This window comes from Methylosinus sp. (assembly GCF_036560965.1).
In the GTDB taxonomy this organism is placed as follows: domain Bacteria; phylum Pseudomonadota; class Alphaproteobacteria; order Rhizobiales; family Beijerinckiaceae; genus Methylosinus.
The window spans coordinates 30,401-50,968 of the sequence record NZ_DATBQF010000028.1 but is presented as its reverse complement, the minus strand read 5'-3'; the positions used below and the strand labels follow the sequence as shown (position 1 = coordinate 50,968).

Sequence of the window (20,568 nt, the reverse complement as noted above, 5' to 3'; positions counted from 1 at the left end):
TATGGCTTGACGAAACGAACGACGCCTGTACTGATTTGGGCACATGGAAGGGTCCGTCCGCCCACGGGCGGCGGGTCGACGCTTGGACGGAGATCGGATGTGACGAGACAGAACTATCTTTTCACCAGCGAGTCGGTTTCGGAAGGCCATCCCGACAAGGTGTGTGACCGCATTTCGGACGAAATCGTCGATTTGTTCTTTCGCGAGGGAGCCAAGTTCGGCGTCGACCCCTATCAGATCCGTGTGGCCGCCGAGACTCTCGCCACCACCAATCGCGTGGTGATCGCCGGCGAGGTGCGCGGCCCGGCCATCCCCAAGGAGCAGATCGTCGACGTCGCCCGCAAGGCGATCAAATCCATCGGCTATGAGCAGGCCGGCTTCCACTGGCAGAACGCCGACGTGGAAGTGCTGCTGCATGCGCAATCGGCCGATATCGCCCAGGGCGTCGACGCCGCCGGCAATAAGGACGAGGGCGCGGGCGATCAGGGCATCATGTTCGGCTATGCGGTGCGCGAGACGCCCGATCTGCTGCCGGCCCCGATCTATTACGCGCACAAGATTCTCGAGGATCTCGCCCATGCCCGCCATACGGGCAAGGAGAAGGGCCTCGGCCCCGACGCCAAGAGCCAGGTCACGCTGCGCTACGAGAACGGCAAGCCGGTCGAGGCCACGCAGATCGTGCTCTCGCATCAGCACACCGACGAGAATCTGACGCCGCAGGACATACGCGCCATCGTCGAGCCCTATATTCTGGACGCGCTGCCCGCGGGCTTCGTGACCAAGGAGACGGTGTGGCACGTCAATCCCACCGGCAAGTTCCATATCGGCGGCCCGGATGGCGACGCCGGCCTCACCGGCCGGAAGATCATCGTCGACACCTATGGCGGAGCCGCGCCGCACGGCGGCGGCGCCTTCTCCGGCAAGGACCCGACCAAGGTCGACCGCTCGGCCGCCTACGCCGCCCGCTATCTGGCCAAGAACATCGTGGCGGCGGGCCTCGCGGATCGCGCCACGCTGCAGCTCTCCTACGCCATCGGCGTGGCCGAGCCGCTGTCGATCTATGTCGATCTGCACGGCACCGGCCAGGTTCCCGAGGACAAGCTCGAGGCGCTGCTGCCGCAGATCATGCGCCTGTCGCCGCGCGGCATTCGCGAGCATCTGCAGCTCAACAAGCCGATCTACGCCCGCACCTCGGCCTATGGCCATTTCGGCCGCACGCCGGACGAGGAAGGCGGCTTCTCCTGGGAACGCGCCGATCTCGCCGACGCGCTGAAGGCGCATTTCTCCTGACCGACGCCATCGCCGGCGACGACGCCATGAATGAGACCGACGACGGCGCGACCCTGGTGTCGCGCCGTCTCTATGGCCGCAGCAAAGGCAAGGCGCTCCGCGCCGGCCAGGCTCGCCTCATGCGGGAGCTGCTGCCCAGACTGACTCTCGATTTGTCGCAGCCCTGCCTTCATGCGCCGAGCCTGTTTTCGACCCCCGTCGAGGATGTGTTTCTCGAGATCGGCTTCGGCGGCGGCGAGCATCTCATCGCGGCTGCGGCCGCGTCGCCCGATGTCGGCTTCATCGGCTGCGAGCCCTTCGTGAACGGCATCGCCAAGCTCCTCGCCCGCATAGACGCGCTCGGCCTCGCCAATATCCGCCTGCATCAGGGCGACGCCGCCGAGGTCATCGCCCGGCTGCCGCCGGCGAGCCTGGGCCGGACCTTTCTCTTCTATCCAGACCCCTGGCCCAAGCGCCGCCACCGCAAGCGGCGCTTCGTCGCGAAAGAGACATTGGAGGCGCTCGCGCGGGTCATGCGGCCGGGCGCGCAATTGCGTTTTGCGACGGATATCGACGATTATGCCGGCTGGACGCTGGCGCGCGTCCGAGAAGCCACGGATTTTGCATGGAGCGCCGCGACGTCGACGGACTGGCTCACGCCCTGGGACGGCTGGACGCAGACGAAATACGAGGCGAAAGCGATGGCGGCCGGACGCAAACCGGTCTATCTGACTTTCGTGAGGCGTCGAGAACGCGAGCACGACCCTGCGAGCGACGCCTAGAGTCTTTTGATTTGACGCGTTTCCAAACGCCGAACCGGCGTCCACTTCGACTGGAAACGCTCTAGCGGAACAGTGCTGGAGACGGTGCGATGGCGGCGGAACTGACGGCGCAAGACGACGCCCGGACGACCGAGACGACGACGGCGACATTTCGCGCCGATGTTCTGGAGGCGTCGCTGCGCCAGCCCGTGCTCGTCGATTTCTGGGCGCCCTGGTGCGAGCCCTGCAAGCAGCTCGCGCCCGCGTTGGAACGCGCCGTCAAGGCCGCCGGCGGACGGGTGAAGCTCGTCAAGATGAATATCGACCAGCATCCGGACATCGCCGGCCAGCTCGGCGTGAAATCCATTCCCGCCGTGGTCGCCTTCCAGCGCGGCCGGCCGGCGGACGGGTTTGTCGGCGCGCTGCCGGAAAAGCAGATTCGCGGCTTCATCGAACGACTCGCCGGACCGCTCGAGGACGAGGGAACCGACGCCTTTCTCACCGCCGAGGCGTTGATCGGCGAAGGCCAGCTCGAGGCCGCCGAGGCGATCCTGCTCGAGCTCGTCGGAGAGACCCCGCCCTTCGCCAAAGCGGCGGCGGAACTCATCCGCCTCTATGTGGAGCAGGACCGTCTCGCCGACGCGCAGGCGCTGCTCGAAGGCCTGCCTGCCGCGGTCGGCGCGGACCCGCTGGTCGCGGCGGCGGCGGCGTCGCTGGAGAATGCGCTCGCCGCCTCCGATCTCGGCGAGATCGACGAGCTCCAGAAGCGCGTCGCCTTCGACCCGGACGATCTGCAGGCGCGCTTCGATCTCGCCCTCGCGCTCAACGCGAAAGGCAAGCGCGAGGAGGCCGCCACCGTGCTCCTTGACATCATCCGAAAGGACCGTAGTTGGAACGACGACGGGGCGAGGAAGCAACTCATCCAATTCTTCGATGCGTGGGGGCCGCTCGACAAAGCGACCATAGGCGCGAGGCGGCGCCTGTCGTCGCTGCTGTTCTCCTGATGCGAGCGAGTTTCTCGAGGAGTGGCGGCGATCGCCGCCGACCGACATGAGCGTCAATCAACCCTATAAAGATGCGAACACTTTGCCGGGCGTCGTTCCGGTGTTTCCACTGACGCGCGCGCTGCTGCTGCCGCGCGGCGAGCTGCCGCTCAACATATTCGAGCCGCGCTATCTGGCGATGGTCGACGACGCCATCGCCTCGCAGCGCGTCATCGGCATGATCCAGCCCCTGCCCGGCCAGGACGAGAATGATCCGACGCCCGCGCTACGCCAGATCGGCTGCGCCGGACGCATCACGCGCTTCTCCGAGACCGGCGACGGCCGCTATCTCATCTCCCTCACCGGCATAGCGCGCTTTCGCATCGAGGAGGAGCTGCCGACGACGCTGGCCTATCGGACCTGCCGGGTCAGCTATGATGATTTCCTCATCGACCTCGAGCCCGGAGCCGGCGAGGATAATGTCGACCGCACGGGGATGATCCGCATGCTGCGCGAATTCGCCGACGGCTCGCAGCTCGACGTGGATTGGACCAGCATAGACGCCGCCCCCAACGAGGCGCTGGTCAATGCGCTCGCGATGATGAGCCCCTTCGGCTCGAATGAGAAGCAAGCGCTGCTCGAGGCGGTCGACCTGCGCTCGCGCGCCGAAATTCTCGTCGCGCTGGCCGAGCTCGATCTGGCGCAGAACAGCGACGATCCGCCGCAATTTCATTAGAGATTTTTTCCGCCGCTGCGGCATATACGGTTTCTGACTTGCAGAAAGGCGCCACGATGAGCGACAAATCCGAGAAGCCCACGCATGAGGGCGAGGACGCCCCCGCCTCCGCAGCGACGAAGGTCGACCCTCGCCTGTTGGAAATTCTGGTCTGCCCGCTCACCAAATCGACGCTCGAATATGACGCCGAGCGCCAGGAGCTGATCTCCCGCTCCGCGCGGCTCGCCTATCCGATCCGCGACGGCATCCCCATCATGCTGCCGGAGGAGGCGCGGCCAGTCGACTGACCCGCATGGACGCCCCCCTCCCCACGCAGGAACTGGTCGCGCTGCTCGATCTCGAGCCGATAGGCGAGGACGCCTACCGCGGCTATAGCCGATCCCGCAGCCCCCGCGTCTATGGCGGGCAGGTCGTTGGACAGGCGCTCGTCGCCGCGCAGCGGACCGTTCCGTCCGACCGCCCCGCCCATTCGCTGCACGCTTATTTCATCCTGCCCGGCGATCCGGGGACGCCGATCGACTTTTCCGTCGAGCGCCTGCGCGACGGCAAGAGCTTCACGACGCGGCGCTGCGTGGCGCGGCAGCGCGGCCGCGAGATTTTCTCCATGGAGGCGTCGTTTCAGATCGACGAGCCCGGCCTGGAGCACGCCTTCGCCGCGCCGCCTGCTCCCGACCCCGAGAGCCTGCCGACGAAAAATGCGCTGGCCCAGCGTTTCGCCGAGTTCCTACCGCTCGACGCCGCGAAATGCATCGCCGGTTCGCCGGCCGTGGATATACGCGTCGTCGATCCACACGCTTTTTTTCTGAACACGGGGACGGCGGACACGCGGCAATATATCTGGTTCCGGCTCGTCGACCGCATCCGCGACGATTTGGCGACGCATCAGGCCCTGCTCGCCTATCTTTCGGACATGACGCTGCTGAACACCGCGCTCGTCGCGCATGGCCTCTCGATTTTCGACGAGAGGCTGCAGGTCGCGAGCCTGGATCACGCCTTGTGGTTCCATCGGCCGTTCCGCGTCGACGAATGGCTGCTCTACACGCAGGACAGCCCGACCGCCGCCGGCGCCCGCACGCTCGCGCGGGGCATGATCTTCTCCATGGATGGACGCTTGATCGCCTCGGTGGCGCAGGAGGGCTTGATCCGTAATCACTCACTCGAATCTCGAGCAGATAATTGATTATTTCATAGGCGCCATCTGCCTTTTTGCAGGCGCCTTTTCTTTCACCTGCTTGCTGCGCCACGGCGACGGCGCAGGGCCGCAATCCCTTGTCCTGCGCCCTTGTCCTGCGCTCCACCGCCCGCCGCCGGCTTGCTGCGGCGCTTCGCCACGGATTTGATTTTATTTGCCGTTCTTTTCTGCTTCGCGTCTGTCCGCGAGACCGTGCGCGAGCTGGCACGGCATTTGAAGGTTCGCGGCATGAGCACAACGGTGCTCGTCATGGCCCTCGCCATATTGGGCGCCGTCTCACAGGACGAGACGTCACAGCCATGTAGGTCCAGAACAACAGGATAGGCAGATGAAAATCGTGACAGCGATCATCAAGCCCTTCAAGCTCGATGAGGTCCGTGACGCGCTGACGAACATCGGCGTCCACGGTCTCACCGTGACGGAAGTCAAGGGATACGGGCGTCAGAAGGGCCACACCGAGATCTACCGCGGCGCGGAATATGCGGTGAGCTTCCTGCCGAAGCTCAAAATCGAGGTTGCGGTGACGTCGGAGCTCGTCGCCAAGGCCATAGAAGCGATCACGACCGCCGCCCATACCGGGCAGATCGGCGACGGCAAGATTTTCGTTCTTCCCCTCGAGCAGACGATCCGCATCCGCACCGGCGAGCGCGACGCCGACGCGCTCTGACCCTCTCCAGAAAAATCACCAGGAGTTCCCAATGAGACTTCGTCTGCCTCGGAGCCTGTCTGCGGCTTCGGTCCTCGTCGGCGCGGCGATCGCCGTGGGCCTCGCCGATCCCGCCCTCGCAGCCGGCAATGCGCCGACGCCCAATCCTGGCGACACGGCCTGGGTGCTCATTTCCTCGGCGCTGGTGCTGATGATGTCCGTCCCCGGCCTCGCGCTCTTCTACGGCGGCCTGGTGCGCTCGAAGAACATGCTTTCCGTGCTCACGCAGACCTTCGCGATCGTCGCGCTGGTCGGCGTCGTCTGGACGCTCTACGGCTATTCGCTCGCCTTCGGCGACGGCGGCTCGCTCAACGCCTATGTCGGCGGCTTGAACAAGCTGTTCCTGAAGGGCGTGGACGCCTCCTCCAACGCGCCGACCTTCACGCCCGGCCATGTCATTCCGGAATACGCCTATTTCGTCTTCCAGATGACCTTCGCCATGATCACCCCCGCCCTGATCATCGGCGCCTTCGCCGAGCGCATCAAATTCGGCGCGGCCTTCGTCTTCGTGCTGCTGTGGGTGACGATCATCTACTTCCCGATCGCCCATTGGGTGTGGGGCGTCGCCGATCCCAACGCGATCGTGGACGCGGCGACCAAGCTCGCCGCTGCGACCACGGATGAGGCCAAGACCGCGGCTCAAGGCGAGATCGACAGCCTCACGGCCTCGGTCGGCTGGATCGCCGGCGGCCTCGCGCCCTGGATGAAGGGCGTGGGCGCGCTGGACTTCGCGGGCGGCACCGTCGTCCACATCAACGCAGGCATCGCGGGCTTCGTCGGCGCGCTGATGCTCGGCAAGCGCATCGGCTACGGCAAGGAGGCGTTGCCGCCTCACTCGCTGACGCTGTCCATGGTCGGCGCCTCTCTGCTGTGGGTCGGCTGGTTCGGCTTCAACGCCGGCTCGGCGACCGCGGCCAATGCGCTCGCCGGCGCGGCCATGGCCAACACCCAGGTGGCGACCGCCGTTGCGGCGCTGTCGTGGATGGCCGCCGAATGGCTGGTGTCGAAGAAGCCGACCATGCTCGGCATGGCCTCTGGGGCCGTGGCCGGCCTGGTGGCGGTCACCCCGGCGTCGGGCTTCGTCGATCCCAACGGGGCCTTCATCATCGGCGTCGCCGCCGGCGTCGGCTGCTACCTGGGCGCGGTCTTCCTGAAGCGGGCTATGGGCTACGATGACAGCCTCGACGCCTTCGGGGTCCACGGCGTGGGCGGCTTCATCGGGGCTATCCTGACCGGCGTCTTCGCCGACGCGTCGATCAACTCGGCCGGCAAGGTGCACAGCGCGCTGACTCAGTTCTACGGCTGCCTCGGCACCATCGTCTGGTCGGGCGTGGTCACCTTCCTGATCCTGATGGTCTGCAAATACACGGTCGGCCTGCGGGTCACCGAGGAGCAGGAGCAAGAGGGCTTGGACATGGCCGTCCACGGCGAGGCTCTGCACGAAACTTGAGACCTCCCCCCGAGGGGCGGGCGCCGGCCCGCCCCGAACTTCTTCCCGACCTAACGCCTCATCCCCAGGACCCCGCCAGCATGACCACACCGGCCGACATTCACGCCCTGATCAAGGAGAAGGAGGTGAAGTACGTGGACGTCCGCTTCACCGACGTTCGTGGGAAGCTGCAGCATGTGACGTTCGACATTGATCTGGTCGACGAGGATTTTCTGAGCGACGGGACGATGTTTGACGGCTCGTCGATCGCGGGGTGGAAGGCGATCAACGAGTCGGACATGAAGCTGCGGCCGGACCTGGCGACGGCGGCGATCGATCCGTTCTACCAGCAGACCACGCTGACCCTGTTCTGCGATGTGCTCAACCCGGACACCAACGAGCCGTACAACCGCGATCCGCGCTCGGTGGCCCGCAAGGCCCTGACCTATGTGAAGGCGTCGGGGGTGGGGGACACGGTCTATTTCGGGCCGGAGGCGGAGTTCTTCATCTTCGATGACGTGCGCTGGAACACCGCCGCCCATGACACCCGCTATTCGTTCGATTCGGTGGAGCTGCCGGCCAACACCGGCCGGGCCTACGAGGAAGGCAACATGGGCCACCGGCCAGGGGCCAAGGGCGGCTACTTCCCGGTCAACCCGATCGATTCGGCCCAGGACCTGCGCGGCGAGATGCTGCAGGTGATGGGCGAGCTGGGCCTGGAGCCGGAGAAGCACCACCACGAGGTGGCGCCGGCCCAGCATGAGCTCGGCCTCAGGTTCGCCGACCTGCTGACCATGGCCGACCGCCTGCAGCTTTACAAATACGTCATCCACAACGTCGCCGCCGCCTACGGCAAGACCGCCACCTTCATGGCCAAGCCGTACTTCGGCGACAACGGCTCGGGGATGCACGTCCACCAATCGATCTGGGCCAAGGGCAAGCCGCTGTTCGCGGGGGACAAATACGCTGGTCTTTCCGACACTTGCCTCCATTACATCGGCGGCATCATGAAGCACGCGCGGGCGATCAACGCCTTCGCCAACTCCACCACCAACTCCTACAAGCGCCTGGTGCCCGGCTACGAAGCCCCGGTGAAGCTGGCCTATTCAGCCCGCAACCGCTCGGCCTCGATCCGCATCCCGCACGTGGAGAGCCCCAAGGCCAAGCGCATCGAGGTCCGCTTCCCCGACCCCATGGGCAACCCCTACCTGACCTTCGCCGCCCTCCTGATGGCCGGCCTCGACGGCATCGAGAACCGGATCGATCCCGGCGCGCCGATGGACAAGAACCTCTACGACCTCCCGCCCCGCGAGCAGAAGCGCGTCCCCGAGGTCTGCGGCTCGCTCAAGGAGGCGCTCGACCACCTCGACAAGGACAGAGCCTTCCTCAAGAAGGGCGGCGTCTTCGACGACGACTTCATCGACGCCTACATCGAGCTCAAGATGGAGGAGGTCTTCCGCCTCCAGCTCCACCCACACCCGGTCGAGTTCGATATGTACTTCAAATGCTGAGCACTAAAGACAGCAGATAAAAATCGGGCGGGAATACCTGACGAACGGCCATCTGCATTCAAAGTAAGAGGGGACAACACATGGCCATCCGTTCAAAACTGTCAGTCGCCGCGACCTTGGCGCTGCTGGCCGCGCCGGCGCTGGCCGACCCGCTGGCCCAGCCGAGCATGGGCGCCACCCTGGCGGGCGCCGCCAATCCGTTCAGCCTCGCCGCCGGGCCGCTGGGCAAGGTCTATGTCTCCGGGGTGGTGAGCGGCCTTGGCCTGGTGCAGGACAATCACTCGCCGTTCGACCGCTCGAACCTGGCCGATCTCGCCAACGGGCAGGTGTTCATCCAGACCACCTCGGGGCCGGTGCAGTTCTTCATCGACGCCGGCGTCTACGCCTTGCCGGCGCTTGGAACGGCGTACGTTCACGCCACCACCAACACCAGCGCCACCTACAGCGGCCTGCCGATGGCCTATCTGAAGCTGCAGCCGACGCCGGAGTTGTCGATCCAGATCGGCAAGCTGCCGACCCTGATCGGCGCCGAGGCGGCGTACACCTTCCAGAACATCAACATCGAGCGCGGCCTCCTGTGGAACCAGGAGCCGGTGTTCAGCGACGGCGTCCAGGTCAACTACGCCAAGGGCAAGATCGCCCTTTCGGTGTCGCTCAACGACGGCTTCTATTCCAACCGCTACAATTGGCTGAGCGGCTCGGCCGCCTACACCCTCAGCGCCAAGGATTCGCTCACGGTTTCGGGCGGCGCCAGCCTTTCCAGGTACGACCGCCAGACCACCGCCACGCCGGTGCTGCTCAACAACGGCGGCCTCGTCGATCTCATCTACACCCACACCGAGGGGCCGTGGATGATTTCCCCCTATCTTCAGTATACCCACTCCGAGCCGATACACGCGCTGGGGCAGGATTTCGCCGGCGCCGACACCTGGGGCGCGGCGGTGCTGGGCAAGGTGAGCTTCAATGCGCACTGGAGCCTGGCCGGACGGGCGGAATACATCGCCAGTTCCAGCGCCGCCTGCCCGCCCGGCGATCCGCTGTGCGCGCGGACCAGCCTGCTCTATGGGCCGGGCAGCAAAGCCCTCTCGCTCACCCTCACCCCGACCTTCCAGCAAGGCGCTTTCTTCGCCAGGGCCGAGGCGTCGTGGGTGGACGTGTTCAGCGGCGCGAGCGGGGCGATGTTCGGCCAGCTGGGCGATGCCCGCTCCCAGGTCCGCGGCCTGATCGAGACCGGATTCGTTTTTTGAGCCGCCCACCCTCCCCATCGAGGGGAAGGTGGGGGAGAAAGCCTACAGCGTCAGGCCGGGGTCGGTTTCGCTCGCGGCCGGGGCCGCCGCGCCGCTCAGCGCTTTCCCGTAGATGCGGTAGGTCTTGTAGATCTTCGCCCCGAAGCTCTCGAGGATGTGGCGCATGGGCAGGTTGTCCTCCAGGATCCACGAATATTCGGCCTGCGTGATGCCGATCCGGGGGGCCTCGCGACGGAAGGCCTCGAGGATCAGGAAGGGGGCGAAGGCGCCGCGGGCTTCGCGGGCGAACTTGCGCTTGACCCCCATCAGCGGCACCCGGCCGCGCTTCACGCCCCGGACCTTGAGCCGCCAGAGGAGCTTGGCCCAGCCGAACGGCGCCAGCTTGCCGCCCAGATCGAAGATGGCGTCGTTGAGATTGGGCAGCAGAGCCCCGAAGCCGGCCGCCTCGCCGTCGATCTCGATGAACCAGATCAGCCGTGGATGCAGAAGCAGCTTCAGCGATTCGCCCAGGTGCCGCGTCTCGGCCTCGGTGATCGGGGCGAAACCCCAGTTCTGCTCCCAGGCGTCGTTCCAGATCTCCACCAGGGTGCGAACCTCGCCGTCGAAATCCTTCATGTTGATCGGACGGAGGACCAGGCCGGGCGCCGGCGGGCGCTTGAGCCGCGCCTCGACCCCGGCGGTGAAGGTCGGGATGCCGGAATAGTAGGCGTAGAGGTCCTTCAGCTTGGCGTAGCCCTGCTCTTCGATGCGCCGGGCGGCGTAGGGCCGGTCGTGACCCATCATCAACATCGGCGGGGTCTCGAAGCCATCGATGAGCAGACCGACCTCCTCGTTGATGGAGAGATTGAAGGGGCCGATGGCGCGCGCGCGGCCGCGCTGGCGCAGCCAGTCCTCGGCGGTGGCGAGAAGGGCCTGGAACACCGCCGGATCGTCCTCGCCGGCGATCATGCCGAAGTAGCCGGCCGGCGCTTCGGCCTCGGTCCGCGCCAGATGGTCGATCTGGGCGCTGATGCGGCCGACATCGCGGCCATCCCTGACCGCCAGCCAGAACTGATGCTCGGCGTGAGCGAAGAACGGATTGTGCTTGGGCGAGAGGGCCTCGCGGCGCTCGAACATCAACGGTGCGATCCATTTCGGATCGCTCGCGTTCAGGCGCATCGGCACGCGGATGAAACGCTCGAGCTCGGCCTTGTCGGTGACCGGGATGACGGACAGGCCCATGGACCTCAGCCCTCGGCGTAGAGGAGCAAGGTGGCGGCGCCGGCGGCGAAGGCTACCGGCGCGCCCCAGGCGGCGGCCCACGGCGGCAGGACGCCGGTCTGGCCCATCGCGGTCAGCACCCCGTCGGCGACCAGGTAGAACAGGCCAAAGCAGAGGCCGAGGATCACCGGGATCGAGCGGTTCGAGCGGGCGTGGCCGAGGGCCGTGGGCAGGGCCAGAAGCAGCATGATGATCGGCGCGAGCGCCTCGGCCAGGGTGCGATAGAGGCGGGTCTGGAACTCGCTCGGGCTCTTGTCGACCGGTCCCTTGCCGAACAGCGAGCGATAGGCCGCTCCGGAGGTCATCTCCCACGAGCCGGCGAACAGCCGCGCGGTGTCCGCCGGCCGCAGGGTGGTCGGCCAGTCGGCGGCGCTGACGGTCATCTTGTCGGCGTGGTCCTGGTGCAGGTCGGTGATGGTGGCGTTGGTGAGCCGCCAGTCGTGGCCGGTCCAGGCCGCCTGACCGGCGGTGACGCGGCGCACCAGGTCCTTCTGCGGTCCGCGCTCGTAGACGGAGACGCCGCGCAAGACCCGGCCGTCCGGCGTGGCGGCGCGCACCATGACCACGTCGCCATCGATGCGGAACCAGCGCGGCGTCTGGGCCTGGGCGGTCGGTCCTGGGGCGCTGGACGCCCACCAGGTGGCCAGAGCCTGCTGCGCCCTGGGCGTCACCTGATCGGCGATGACCAGGTCCAGGGCCGCCACCGCCAGGGCCACCGGCAGGGTGCGGCGGAAGATTTGCAGCAGCGAGAGGCCGCTGATGCGCATCACCACCAGCTCGCTGTTACGGGCCAGCTGGCTGAAGGTGAACAGCGCCCCGGCGAGCACCGCGAACGGGGCCACCTGCTCGAACAGGTAGGGCAGGCGCAGGGCCATGTAGTGGGCGATGGCGACCGCGCCGCCCCTGACCAGCAGGTCGTTGGTGCGCTCCAGGAGGTCGATGAGCTGCAGCATGCCCATCAGGGCGGCGCCGGCGGCGATGGTGCGCACGGCCATGATCCGGGTCAGATAGGCCGAAAGGCTGAGCGCGCCTTTGGCGCGCATGGCCCCCACCCTGGCCTTGGGCCGGCGCTCGAACAGCTGCTCGATGCGCGTGAACAGGCCCGACAGCGGGGTCTCGCCGGGACGCCGGCGAGAGGAGAAAAACAGCCACACGGCGAACACCGCCTGGGCCAGGAACAGGCCGCCGATGGCGAGCAGCGGATCGACGGTCCCCGAATCGGCGAAGCCTTTGCACAGGGTGATGCCGTGGTGGAAGGCGACCAGGACCACGGCCCCCAGTATGATGCCGGGCGTGCGCCGACCGCGCTTGACCGCCATGGCCAGGGGCAGGGCCAGCAGCGGCAGGAACGGCACCCCGAACGAGCGCGCCAGGCGCGAGTAAAGCTCGCCTTCCAGCACCCGCTTGGGGATCACCGCGTCCGGCCGGCCGATCTCGCGCACCAACTCGGTGAGAGTCAGCTCCTGCTCATCGCCGCCGCGCGGCGCCAGGGTGGTGTCGTTGCTGAGGATCTGCTTGTCGTCGAATTCGCCGAAGCGCAGCAGCCGCTCGCCCTTGGCGTTGTCGGTGAGGATGAGCCCGCCGGTCAGATGCAGATCGGTGGTCTTGCGGTCGGGAGAGAGCGCCAGGGCCCCCTCGCCGGCGGTGACGATGGTTTCGCCGCCGGGAGCGGCGCGGCGGATGAACACGCCCTTGAGGCGCCGGCCGGTGGCGTCCACCTCGTCGGCGGTGATGGTGAAGTTGGGACCGGCGTTGATGAACTCCTGCGGATCGAGCTGGGCGGTCCAGCCGGCCTTGGTCGCCGCGTTCATCACCACCCGGTAGCCGAAGCGGCTGTAGGGCTGCAGAAAGCCGGCCAGGAGCAGGCTGCCCACACCCAGGATCACCCCCACGAACACCAGCGGGGCGGCGATGCGCTCGAACGACACGCCGCCGGCGAGGATGGCGTCGAGCTCCGAATCATCGCCCAGGCGGGCGATGACGATGAACATGGCGACGCAGAACGAGGCCGGCAACGCCAGGCCGAGCTGGTAGGGAATGAGGCTGGAGACGAGGCCGAACAGATAGCCCATCCGCGCCCCGTTGGATTCGAGCTGGTTGATCAGGCGCAGGGTCTGATCGAGCAGGAAGGCGACCAGGGTGACGCCGAGCACGCCCAGCGCCGGCATGGCCAGCAGGCGCAGCAGATAGCCGTCGAGGATCGATGGTCGCCAGGTGGTCTTGCGGGGAACCGGGGCGTCCAGCGCCAGGGATGTCACGTCTCTAGGCGACCCCGCCGGCGCGACGCTTGTCGGCACTCAAGAAACCCAGCCGCTCGCCGACATCGGCGAAGATCGCCAGCGCGGTGTCGATCTGCGCCGTGGTGTGGGCGGCGCTGACCGAGGTGCGCAGCAGGCAGACATCGGACGGCGTCGCCGGCGGAATGGCGAGGTTGAGATACAGGCCGGATTCGAGCAGCAGCTTCCAGAAGGCCACCGCCATCTCCTGGTTGGGCATGGCCACGGCGACGATGGGATTGGGCTCGGGTCCGGTCTGGAAGCCCATGGCCTCCAGGCCATGGTAGAGCCGATGGGCGTTGCGGATCAGGCTTGCGCGCAGCGCCGGCTCGCGGCGCAGGCGCCGGAGGGCCTCCAGGGTGGAAGCGACCACGCCGGGCGGCAGCGAGGCGGTGAACATGTACGGCCGGCAGACGATGCGCATGACATCGAAGTCGGGATCGTTGGAGACGCAGAATCCGCCGACGCTGCCGAGACTCTTGGAAAAGGTGCCGACGATGAAATCGACGTCGTCCTCGACCCCGGCGGCCTCGGCCAGGCCCCGACCCTTCTCGCCGAGCACGCCCATCGAATGGGCCTCGTCGACCAGCAGATAGGCGCCGGTTTCGCGCTTGACCGCGGCGATCTCCTTCAGGGGCGCGGTATCGCCGAGCATGGAGTAGATGCCCTCGACGACGATCAGCCGATCGCCGGGCGCGCCGGAAAGGCGCCGCAGGCGCTTGTAGAGATCGTCGGGGCTGTTGTGGCGGAAGCGGATCACCTCGCCGTGGCCGAGGCGTGAGCCGTCATAGATGCTGGCGTGGCTGTCGGCGTCCAGAAGCAGGTGATCCCCGCGCCCGACCAGGGCCGAAAGGATGCCGAGGTTGGCCTGGTAGCCGGTGCTGAACACCATGGCGTGCTCGCGGCCGTAGAAGTCGGCCAGGGCGTCCTCGAGCTTGACATGGCCGTCGTAGGTGCCGTTGGCGACCCGCGAGCCGGTGGTGCCGGTGCCCTGGCTGCGGGTGGCCTCGACCGCCTTGTCGATGCATGCGGCGTCGAAAGTCAGCCCCAGGTAGTTGTTGGTGCCAAGAAGAATGGTGCGCCGGCCGTTCAGCATCCCCTCGGTGGGCGAGAGCACCGAATCGAACCGCACATCGACGCCGTGGGAATGCAGGGCGTCATAGACGAGCCGCTGGGCGGCGTGTTTGGCGAGTATCGTCATTCTGGGGTCCCGCTGCGCAGGTCTTCGACCGCGTGAATGAGATCACTGACCGTCTGTATCTGAGCGATCCGATCGAGCGGGATCGAGATATCATAGAAGTCCTCGATCGCCATGACGAAATTCATCACCCCCAAAGAATCCATCCCCAGGTCTTCGACTATATCGGTGTGGTCGTTAATACGAACTGGATGACCTAGCACCTGTTCGAAGATGCTGGAAATGTCTCCAAGAACGACTGTCTCGGGCGCATCTGGCTTGTCTTCCACCAACGCTAACTGTCGGATTGGCCGCATGCCGCCGCTTAGCCCCCTCACGCCGGACCAGAGATCGACGCACCGTAACAGCTTTGCGACCGGGGCTTCAACTCCGGGCGAAAAGATCAAAGGCGTCCAAGGGTTGTCGTCTGGCGGCCTAGATCCAGCCGGCGCGCCGGTACCAGGCGAGCGCGTCGGCGAATCCGGTTTCGAGGGAAAATTTGGCCGCGGGGGCGTTCGGCGCCAGTTCGCTCTCCCCAACCGACCAGTCGTCGTGAAGCATCTCGCGCGCCTTGCCGCGGGTGAAGATCCTCGCCTGGCCGCAGAGAGACCCGGCGAGCTCGGAGGCCAGGCCAGCGATGCGGATGGCGCTCGCCGGCAGCGGTGCGAAGGGAACCCGTCGGCCGGCGGCCCCGAAGGCGGCGGAGATGATCTCGCGCCAGGCGTAGCCGGCCGGGCGCGCGCCGCCGACGGCGTAGACGCCGGTCAATTCGCCTCTTTCCATCAGATCGATGATGGCGGTGGCGACATCGTCGACGTGGGCCAGAGCCAGACGCGCCGCGGGCCTCGCCGGCGTCGGGGCGAGGGGGGCGCGGGCGGCCATCCGGAAGAGGCCAAGGGTGGCTGCATCGCCCGGTCCATAGATCACCGGCGGGCGGATAATCGCCAGCCGCTCGCCCGCCGCGGCGCGCGCCGCCGCCTCGCCGGCGCGCTTGCTGGCCGCGTAGGGCGAAAGCTCGGGGGCCCTGGCGGCGAGGCTGGAGACGTGGATGACTTGGCCGGGCGCGGCGGCGGCGAAACCGCCGGCGCCCTCGGCGTTGACGGTCAGAAATTCGGCCGCCGTCCTGGCCTTGGTGAGACCGGCGCAGTTGACCGCCGCCAGCGCGCCGGCGGTGAGCATCTCCAGCGCCGCCCGGTCGGCGAGATCGCCGCACACCGTTTCGGCCCCGAGCGCGGCCAGTCGCTCGGCGTCGGCGCGCCGGCGGACCAGGGCCCGCACCGTCCAGCCGTGCTCGATCAGGCGCGCCGCCAGCCGGGCGCCCAGAAACCCGCTGGCCCCGCTCAGGGCCGCGGTCCGGCTCACGCGCCGACCGGCTGGGCGGCCTCCTCGAAAGCTCCGGAAAGGTAAAGTGATCGGGCGCGCGAGCGGCTGAGCTTGCCGGACGAGGTTTGCGGGAGGCTGTGCGGCGGCGCCAGGACCACCTCGACGTCGAGGCCATGGGTGACCCGCAGCACCCCGGCGGCGGCGTCCTTGAGCGCCTGGCGGCGCTCCGGCTCACGGGTGCGGCACTGGACGAGGGCGATCACCCGCTCGCCGGCCGCCTCGGTGACCTGGAAGGCAGCCACATCGCCGCTGCGCAGGCCCTCGATTTGCCGCTCGGCGGTCCATTCCAGATCCTGCGGCCAAACGTTGCGGCCGTTGACGATGATCAGGTCCTTGGCCCGGCCAGTGATGACGATCTCCTCGCCGAGGAAGTAGCCAAGATCGCCGGTGTCCAGCCAGCCGTCGGCGCCCAGCACCTGGCTGGTCTCCTCGGGGGCGTTGAAATAGGCTCGCATCAAACTGGGTCCGGCGGCGAAGATGCGGCCGACGCGGCGCGCCGGCAGGACCTCCCCGGTTTCGCCCCGCACCTCCAGGCGATGGCCGGGCAGCACCTTGCCACAGAGGGCGAACTCGCGCGCGCGGCTCTCGCCCTTGGCCGGCGCGGCCAGGCCCTGGCGCTCGAGCTCGGCGACATCGGCGCCGTCGGTCTTGAGGCCCTGGCCGATCGGGCTGAGGCTGAGGGCCAGGGTGGCCTCGGCCATGCCGTAGCTGGCGACGAAGGCGCGCTGATCGAAGCCGGCCTCGCCATAGGCCTCGGCGAAGGCGCGCAGGGGCCCTGGCCGGATCATGTCGCCGCCGACCCCGGCGATCCGCCATGAGGACAGATCGAGGGTTTGGCCGCCGGCCGCCCCCGCTCGCCTGGCCGCCAGATCGTAGCCGAAGGTCGGGGCGTAGGAGATCGTGCCGCCGCGGCCGAGCAGATCGAGCCACAGACCCGGCCGGCGCACGAAGGCGGTGGTCGGCAGCAGGTCGATGGACACCTGGAAGGTGAGGCCCGTCAGCAGCATGCCGACCAGGCCCATGTCGTGGTAGAGCGGCAGCCAGCTCACCGCCCGGTCGGCCGGCCCCACCGCCAGGCCCTCCGGTCCGCCGATGGCGGCGATGTTGGCCATCAGCGCCCGCTGGGTGACCGCGACCCCGACCGGAAACCGGGTGCTGCCGGAGGAGTACTGCAGGTAGCAGAGGTCATCGGCCGCCGCCGGAACCGGTTCGAGCGCGCCGGCGTCGGGCAGCGAATCGAGGCTCCCGGCCGCCACCAGCGCCAGCCCCTCGCCGGCCTCGGCGAACCAGGCGGCCAGCTCGGGCGGGGCGAAGGCGGCGCGCACGTCGGCCGAAATCAGCATCCGGCGGATGTGCTCGACATAGACCTCCTTGCCGCCGAACGGCGCCGGCAACGGCGTCGGGACCGGCACCAGGCCGGCATACTGGCAGGCGAAAAAGGCGCGCAGGAAATCGCCGCTGCTCTCGGCGGCCAGGCCGACGCGGTCGCCCTTGCCGAGGCCAGCGGCCCGCAGCCGCCCGGCCACGGCCAGCGCCTGCTCGCGCAGCGCCGCGTAGGGCAGCACCTCGATGAGCTGGCCGCGCGGGGAATGCAGGTTGATTCCGGTCGGGCCGCGGGCGGCGGCGTCGAGCGCCTCGCTCAGGGTGGAGGTTTCGCCGCCGGTCACGGTGCGGTCGGGCGCGGTAGGCGTCGGGGTCAAATAGGGCCGTCCACTCGATAATCGTCTGCGATCACGCCGCGAATTGGCGCGCGAGGCGATGTCGCACCATTATGACAAGGCCCCAAGGTCTGATAGTCGATAACGGCGCCGCGCGTCGAGCGGGCTGGATGATGAAGCGGGAATGAGTCAGGCACGCTCGACCTCGAACGTCGCGCCCGAGGGGCTGCGCGCCGTGGTCACCGAGGCGCTGGCGACCGACGCCTGGCGCCGCCCGCTGGGCCGCGACCTCAAGCCGCTGGCCAGGCTCTGGCCCCTGGTCACCGCGCATTGGCTGGACGCCCTGTTGGGCATGCTGTTCCTGCTTCTCTCGACCGGCGCCCTGCTGGCGCTGACCGGCGGCCCGCGGATGGTCATCGATCAGGGCTTTCGGCTGCACACCCGCGCCGCGCTGGAACAGGTGTTCCTGATCCTGGGGGCGACGGCCGGCTTCCTGGCGGTGACCACGGGCCTGCGGCTCTACTTCACCTACAAGCTTGGCGAGCGGATCATCGCCGACCTGCGCCAGCAGGTGTTTCGTCACATCCTCGGCCTCGACATGGGCCATTTCACCGAGCTGCGCACCGGCGAGTTGCTCTCGCGCCTGACCACCGACATGACCATCGTCGAAGGCACGGTGGGGATCATCCTGCCAGGGGCTCTGCGCAACCTGCTCACCGTGGCCGGGGCGCTGATCTGGATGGTGCTGGTCAGTCCCAATTTCACCGGCCTGATCCTGGTGCTGATCCCCCTGCTGCTGACCCCGCTGTTCCTGGTCGGGCGGCGCATCCAGCGGCTGTCGACCCGGGCCCAGGACCGGTTCGCCGAGGCTGTCGGCCATGCCGGCGAGGGCCTCGAAGCGATCGACACCGTCCAGGCCTTTGGCCAGGAGGACTCCATCGCCGCCCGCTTCAACCTGGCCATCGAGCGCGCCTTCCTTGCCTCGCGCGCCCGCCTCAGGGTCAGCGGGCTGATGTCGGGTCTGATGATCAGCCTGATCTTCGCCGGCATGCTGATCCTGCTCTACGAATGCGCCCTTGCGGTGATCGTCCGTCATTCGATGCAGCCGGGGGCGTTGTTCCAGCTGCTGGTGCTGGCCTTCGTCGCCGCCACCGGGGTGCGCGATCTTTCCGAGGTCTGGAGCCAGATCCAGCGCGCCACCGGCGCGGCCGAACGCATCGTCGGCATGATGGAGACCCGGCCGGCGATCGCCGCTCCCGCCAGGCCGACGCCGATGCCCAGCCCGCCGCGCGGCGAAATCACCATGGACAACGTCAGCTTCGCCTATCCCCAGCGCGACGGCCTGGCCCTGGACGGGTTTTCGCTGGCGATCTCGCCCGGCGAGCGGGTGGCGCTGGTCGGCCCGTCCGGAGCCGGCAAGAGCACCGTCTTCCGTCTGCTGCTGCGCTTCTACGATCCGCACGCCGGCCAGGTGGCCATTGACGGCGTCGATCTGCGCAACGCCGATCCCAGGGCGGTGCGCGCCAGGGTGGCGTTCGTCGCCCAGGACGCGCCGCTGTTCTCCTCCACGGTGGCCGAAAACATCGCCTTCGGCGCCCGCGACGCCCAGCCGGCGGAGATCATGGCCGCCGCCATCGCCGCCCAGGTGGAGGGTTTCCTCACCCGTCTGCCGCACGGCATCGACACCCTGATCGGCGAGCGCGCCAAGCTGCTTTCCGGCGGCCAGCGGCAGCGGATCGCCATCGCCAGGGCCCTGGTGCGCAAGGCCCCGATCCTGCTCCTCGACGAGGCCACCAGCGCCCTCGACGCCGAGAGCGAGCAATTGGTCCAGAGCGCGCTGCACGTGGCCATGCAGGGGCGCACCACCCTGGTCATCGCCCACCGCCTGGCGACGGTGCTGGAGGCCGATCGCATCGTGGTCATGGACGCCGGCAAGGTGGTCGAGATCGGCCGCCACGGCGAGCTGATGGCCAGGGGCGGCCTCTACGCGCGCCTGGCGCGCCTGCAGTTCGGCGCGGCGGCGGCCTAGGCCGCCAAGGCCGCATTCGCGCGGGTGCGGAAGACGATCGACAGCGCCAGGGCGAGATTGAGCACGGTGAGCTCGAACACGAAGAACCACAGCGGATTGCCGGCGAGGACGGCCAGAAAGGCGACCAGGGTGCGGGTGTTGGAGTCCAGCACTCCGCTGGCCTTGACCAGGGGCGCGAAGCGACGGCGGTAGAGATCGCGGGTTTCCGCCGACATGACGGTTTCGGCGGCCGGCTCGCCAGGGCTGAGGGCGCTGGAGACGCCGATGTAGAATCGGGACAGCACCGCGCCCAGGCCCTCGCCGGCCCCGGTCTGGCGCATCCACGGCGCGCCATAGACGAAATGGCGATAGGCCTTGCGCCCGGTCTCGTAGGCGTTGGCCTGGACGAAGTGCGAGGCTCCGGCGGCGCTGGCCAAGACCCACACCCAGGGCCCGAAACGCGCCTGGGCGGCAATGGCGAAGGCGACGTAGATCAGCACCTGCGCGGCATGGTCGCACACCCCGTCGATGAGCTCGCCCAGCGGCGAGGCGCGTCCGGTGCGGCGGGCGAGATCGCCATCGGCGCCGTCGAGCACATGCCAGAGGTATTGCAGCGCCAGGCCAATGAGAGCGTTCGCCGGCCAGGCCAGGCCGACATAGGCCAGCGCCGCGCCGCCGGCGGCGACCACGCCTGCCACCGAGACCTGATTGGGGCTCACCGGCGTCCTGGCCAGCAGCCCGGCCAGGGCGCGGGAGGCCGGGTGCACCAGATAGAGGTTGCTGGCCGCTTCGATCTCGCGCGGGCGGCCAGGCGCCGGCGCCGGGGGCGGCGTCTCGATGGCGATTGCTGCGGCTGGCGCCTTGGTGTCCACGGGAGGGTCGTATATGGCAGTCTTGTGACGGTAGGCGAGACTGCGATAGCGTGAATCGCGCGGGGGACCGCCTGCTCCCAATCAATCACTCCCTCGAGGG

Annotated in this window: 19 protein-coding genes; 11 read left to right on the top strand and 8 right to left on the bottom strand. The window is 68.0% G+C overall.

Features of this window, described 5'->3' with window-relative positions; translation table 11 throughout:
• The first annotated feature begins 99 nt into the window (after positions 1 to 99).
• From metK to VIF40_RS08865, 6 genes are all read left to right on the top strand, one after another.
• Entirely contained in the window at positions 100 to 1,290 is a 1,191-nt protein-coding gene (gene metK, locus VIF40_RS08890) for a methionine adenosyltransferase (RefSeq protein ID WP_331937163.1), read from the top strand.
• 26 nt (positions 1,291 to 1,316) lie between these two features.
• Positions 1,317 to 2,051, top strand: coding sequence for a tRNA (guanosine(46)-N7)-methyltransferase TrmB (gene trmB / locus VIF40_RS08885; protein ID WP_331937162.1), 735 nt, complete (start codon positions 1,317 to 1,319; stop codon positions 2,049 to 2,051).
• An 89-nt stretch (positions 2,052 to 2,140) separates the two neighbouring features.
• Positions 2,141 to 3,034, top strand: a complete 894-nt coding sequence (locus tag VIF40_RS08880; RefSeq protein WP_331937161.1) for a co-chaperone YbbN — start codon at positions 2,141 to 2,143, stop codon at positions 3,032 to 3,034.
• A gap of 46 nt (positions 3,035 to 3,080) precedes the next feature.
• Positions 3,081 to 3,749, top strand: coding sequence for an LON peptidase substrate-binding domain-containing protein (locus VIF40_RS08875; protein WP_331937160.1), 669 nt, complete (start codon positions 3,081 to 3,083; stop codon positions 3,747 to 3,749).
• Between the two features lie 56 nt (positions 3,750 to 3,805).
• Positions 3,806 to 4,036, top strand: a complete 231-nt coding sequence (locus tag VIF40_RS08870) for a Trm112 family protein (protein ID WP_331937159.1) — start codon at positions 3,806 to 3,808, stop codon at positions 4,034 to 4,036.
• 5 nt (positions 4,037 to 4,041) lie between these two features.
• Positions 4,042 to 4,929, top strand: a complete 888-nt coding sequence (locus VIF40_RS08865; protein ID WP_331937158.1) for an acyl-CoA thioesterase II — start codon at positions 4,042 to 4,044, stop codon at positions 4,927 to 4,929.
• A gap of 44 nt (positions 4,930 to 4,973) precedes the next feature.
• On the opposite strand, the gene VIF40_RS08860 is transcribed toward VIF40_RS08865, so the two are convergent.
• On the bottom strand, positions 4,974 to 5,192 hold the full coding sequence (locus VIF40_RS08860) for a hypothetical protein (RefSeq protein ID WP_331937157.1): 219 nt from the start codon (positions 5,190 to 5,192) through the stop codon (positions 4,974 to 4,976).
• Between the two features lie 77 nt (positions 5,193 to 5,269).
• Between VIF40_RS08860 and VIF40_RS08855 the strand changes: the two genes are divergently transcribed.
• The 4 genes from VIF40_RS08855 (at position 5,270) to VIF40_RS08840 (ending at position 9,834) form a co-directional block, all read left to right on the top strand.
• Entirely contained in the window at positions 5,270 to 5,608 is a 339-nt protein-coding gene (locus VIF40_RS08855; protein WP_003610684.1) for a P-II family nitrogen regulator, read from the top strand.
• A gap of 31 nt (positions 5,609 to 5,639) precedes the next feature.
• The gene (locus VIF40_RS08850) at positions 5,640 to 7,097 is read left to right on the top strand and encodes an ammonium transporter (protein WP_331937156.1); all 1,458 of its coding nucleotides are present in this window, start codon (positions 5,640 to 5,642) and stop codon (positions 7,095 to 7,097) included.
• A gap of 80 nt (positions 7,098 to 7,177) precedes the next feature.
• On the top strand, positions 7,178 to 8,587 hold the full coding sequence (gene glnA / locus VIF40_RS08845) for a type I glutamate--ammonia ligase (protein ID WP_331937155.1): 1,410 nt from the start codon (positions 7,178 to 7,180) through the stop codon (positions 8,585 to 8,587).
• A gap of 80 nt (positions 8,588 to 8,667) precedes the next feature.
• Positions 8,668 to 9,834 (top strand): outer membrane beta-barrel protein, encoded by a 1,167-nt coding sequence (locus VIF40_RS08840; RefSeq protein WP_331937154.1) that lies wholly within the window; start codon positions 8,668 to 8,670, stop codon positions 9,832 to 9,834.
• 42 nt (positions 9,835 to 9,876) lie between these two features.
• On the opposite strand, the gene VIF40_RS08835 is transcribed toward VIF40_RS08840, so the two are convergent.
• The 6 genes from VIF40_RS08835 to VIF40_RS08810 all read right to left on the bottom strand — a co-directional run bounded on the left by VIF40_RS08835 (position 9,877) and on the right by VIF40_RS08810 (position 17,630).
• Positions 9,877 to 11,055 (bottom strand): dATP pyrophosphohydrolase, encoded by a 1,179-nt coding sequence (locus tag VIF40_RS08835; protein WP_331937153.1) that lies wholly within the window; start codon positions 11,053 to 11,055, stop codon positions 9,877 to 9,879.
• A gap of 5 nt (positions 11,056 to 11,060) precedes the next feature.
• The gene (locus tag VIF40_RS08830; RefSeq protein ID WP_331937152.1) at positions 11,061 to 13,352 is read right to left on the bottom strand and encodes an LptF/LptG family permease; all 2,292 of its coding nucleotides are present in this window, start codon (positions 13,350 to 13,352) and stop codon (positions 11,061 to 11,063) included.
• A gap of 4 nt (positions 13,353 to 13,356) precedes the next feature.
• Positions 13,357 to 14,571, bottom strand: a complete 1,215-nt coding sequence (gene spt, locus VIF40_RS08825) for a serine palmitoyltransferase (protein WP_331937151.1) — start codon at positions 14,569 to 14,571, stop codon at positions 13,357 to 13,359.
• The gene (locus tag VIF40_RS08820) at positions 14,568 to 14,837 is read right to left on the bottom strand and encodes an acyl carrier protein (protein WP_331937289.1); all 270 of its coding nucleotides are present in this window, start codon (positions 14,835 to 14,837) and stop codon (positions 14,568 to 14,570) included. Before VIF40_RS08820 ends, spt begins: the two co-directional genes overlap by 4 nt.
• Positions 14,838 to 14,982: 145 nt before the next feature.
• Positions 14,983 to 15,909: an NAD-dependent epimerase/dehydratase family protein gene (locus VIF40_RS08815; protein WP_331937150.1), complete on the bottom strand. Its 927-nt coding sequence runs from the start codon at positions 15,907 to 15,909 to the stop codon at positions 14,983 to 14,985.
• Positions 15,906 to 17,630, bottom strand: coding sequence for a fatty acyl-AMP ligase (locus VIF40_RS08810; protein ID WP_331937149.1), 1,725 nt, complete (start codon positions 17,628 to 17,630; stop codon positions 15,906 to 15,908). Before VIF40_RS08810 ends, VIF40_RS08815 begins: the two co-directional genes overlap by 4 nt.
• 142 nt (positions 17,631 to 17,772) lie before the next feature.
• On the opposite strand from VIF40_RS08810, the gene VIF40_RS08805 reads away from it, so the two are divergent.
• Positions 17,773 to 19,617 carry an ABC transporter transmembrane domain-containing protein gene (locus tag VIF40_RS08805; protein WP_331937148.1) on the top strand — a complete coding sequence of 615 codons (1,845 nt, stop codon included), beginning with the start codon at positions 17,773 to 17,775 and terminating at the stop codon, positions 19,615 to 19,617.
• On the opposite strand, the gene VIF40_RS08800 is transcribed toward VIF40_RS08805, so the two are convergent.
• A complete protein-coding gene (locus tag VIF40_RS08800; RefSeq protein WP_331937147.1) occupies positions 19,614 to 20,468 on the bottom strand; it encodes a CDP-alcohol phosphatidyltransferase family protein in 855 nt (284 codons plus the stop codon). The two genes, VIF40_RS08805 and VIF40_RS08800, sit on opposite strands and share 4 nt — an antisense overlap.
• Positions 20,469 to 20,568 lie beyond the last annotated feature (100 nt).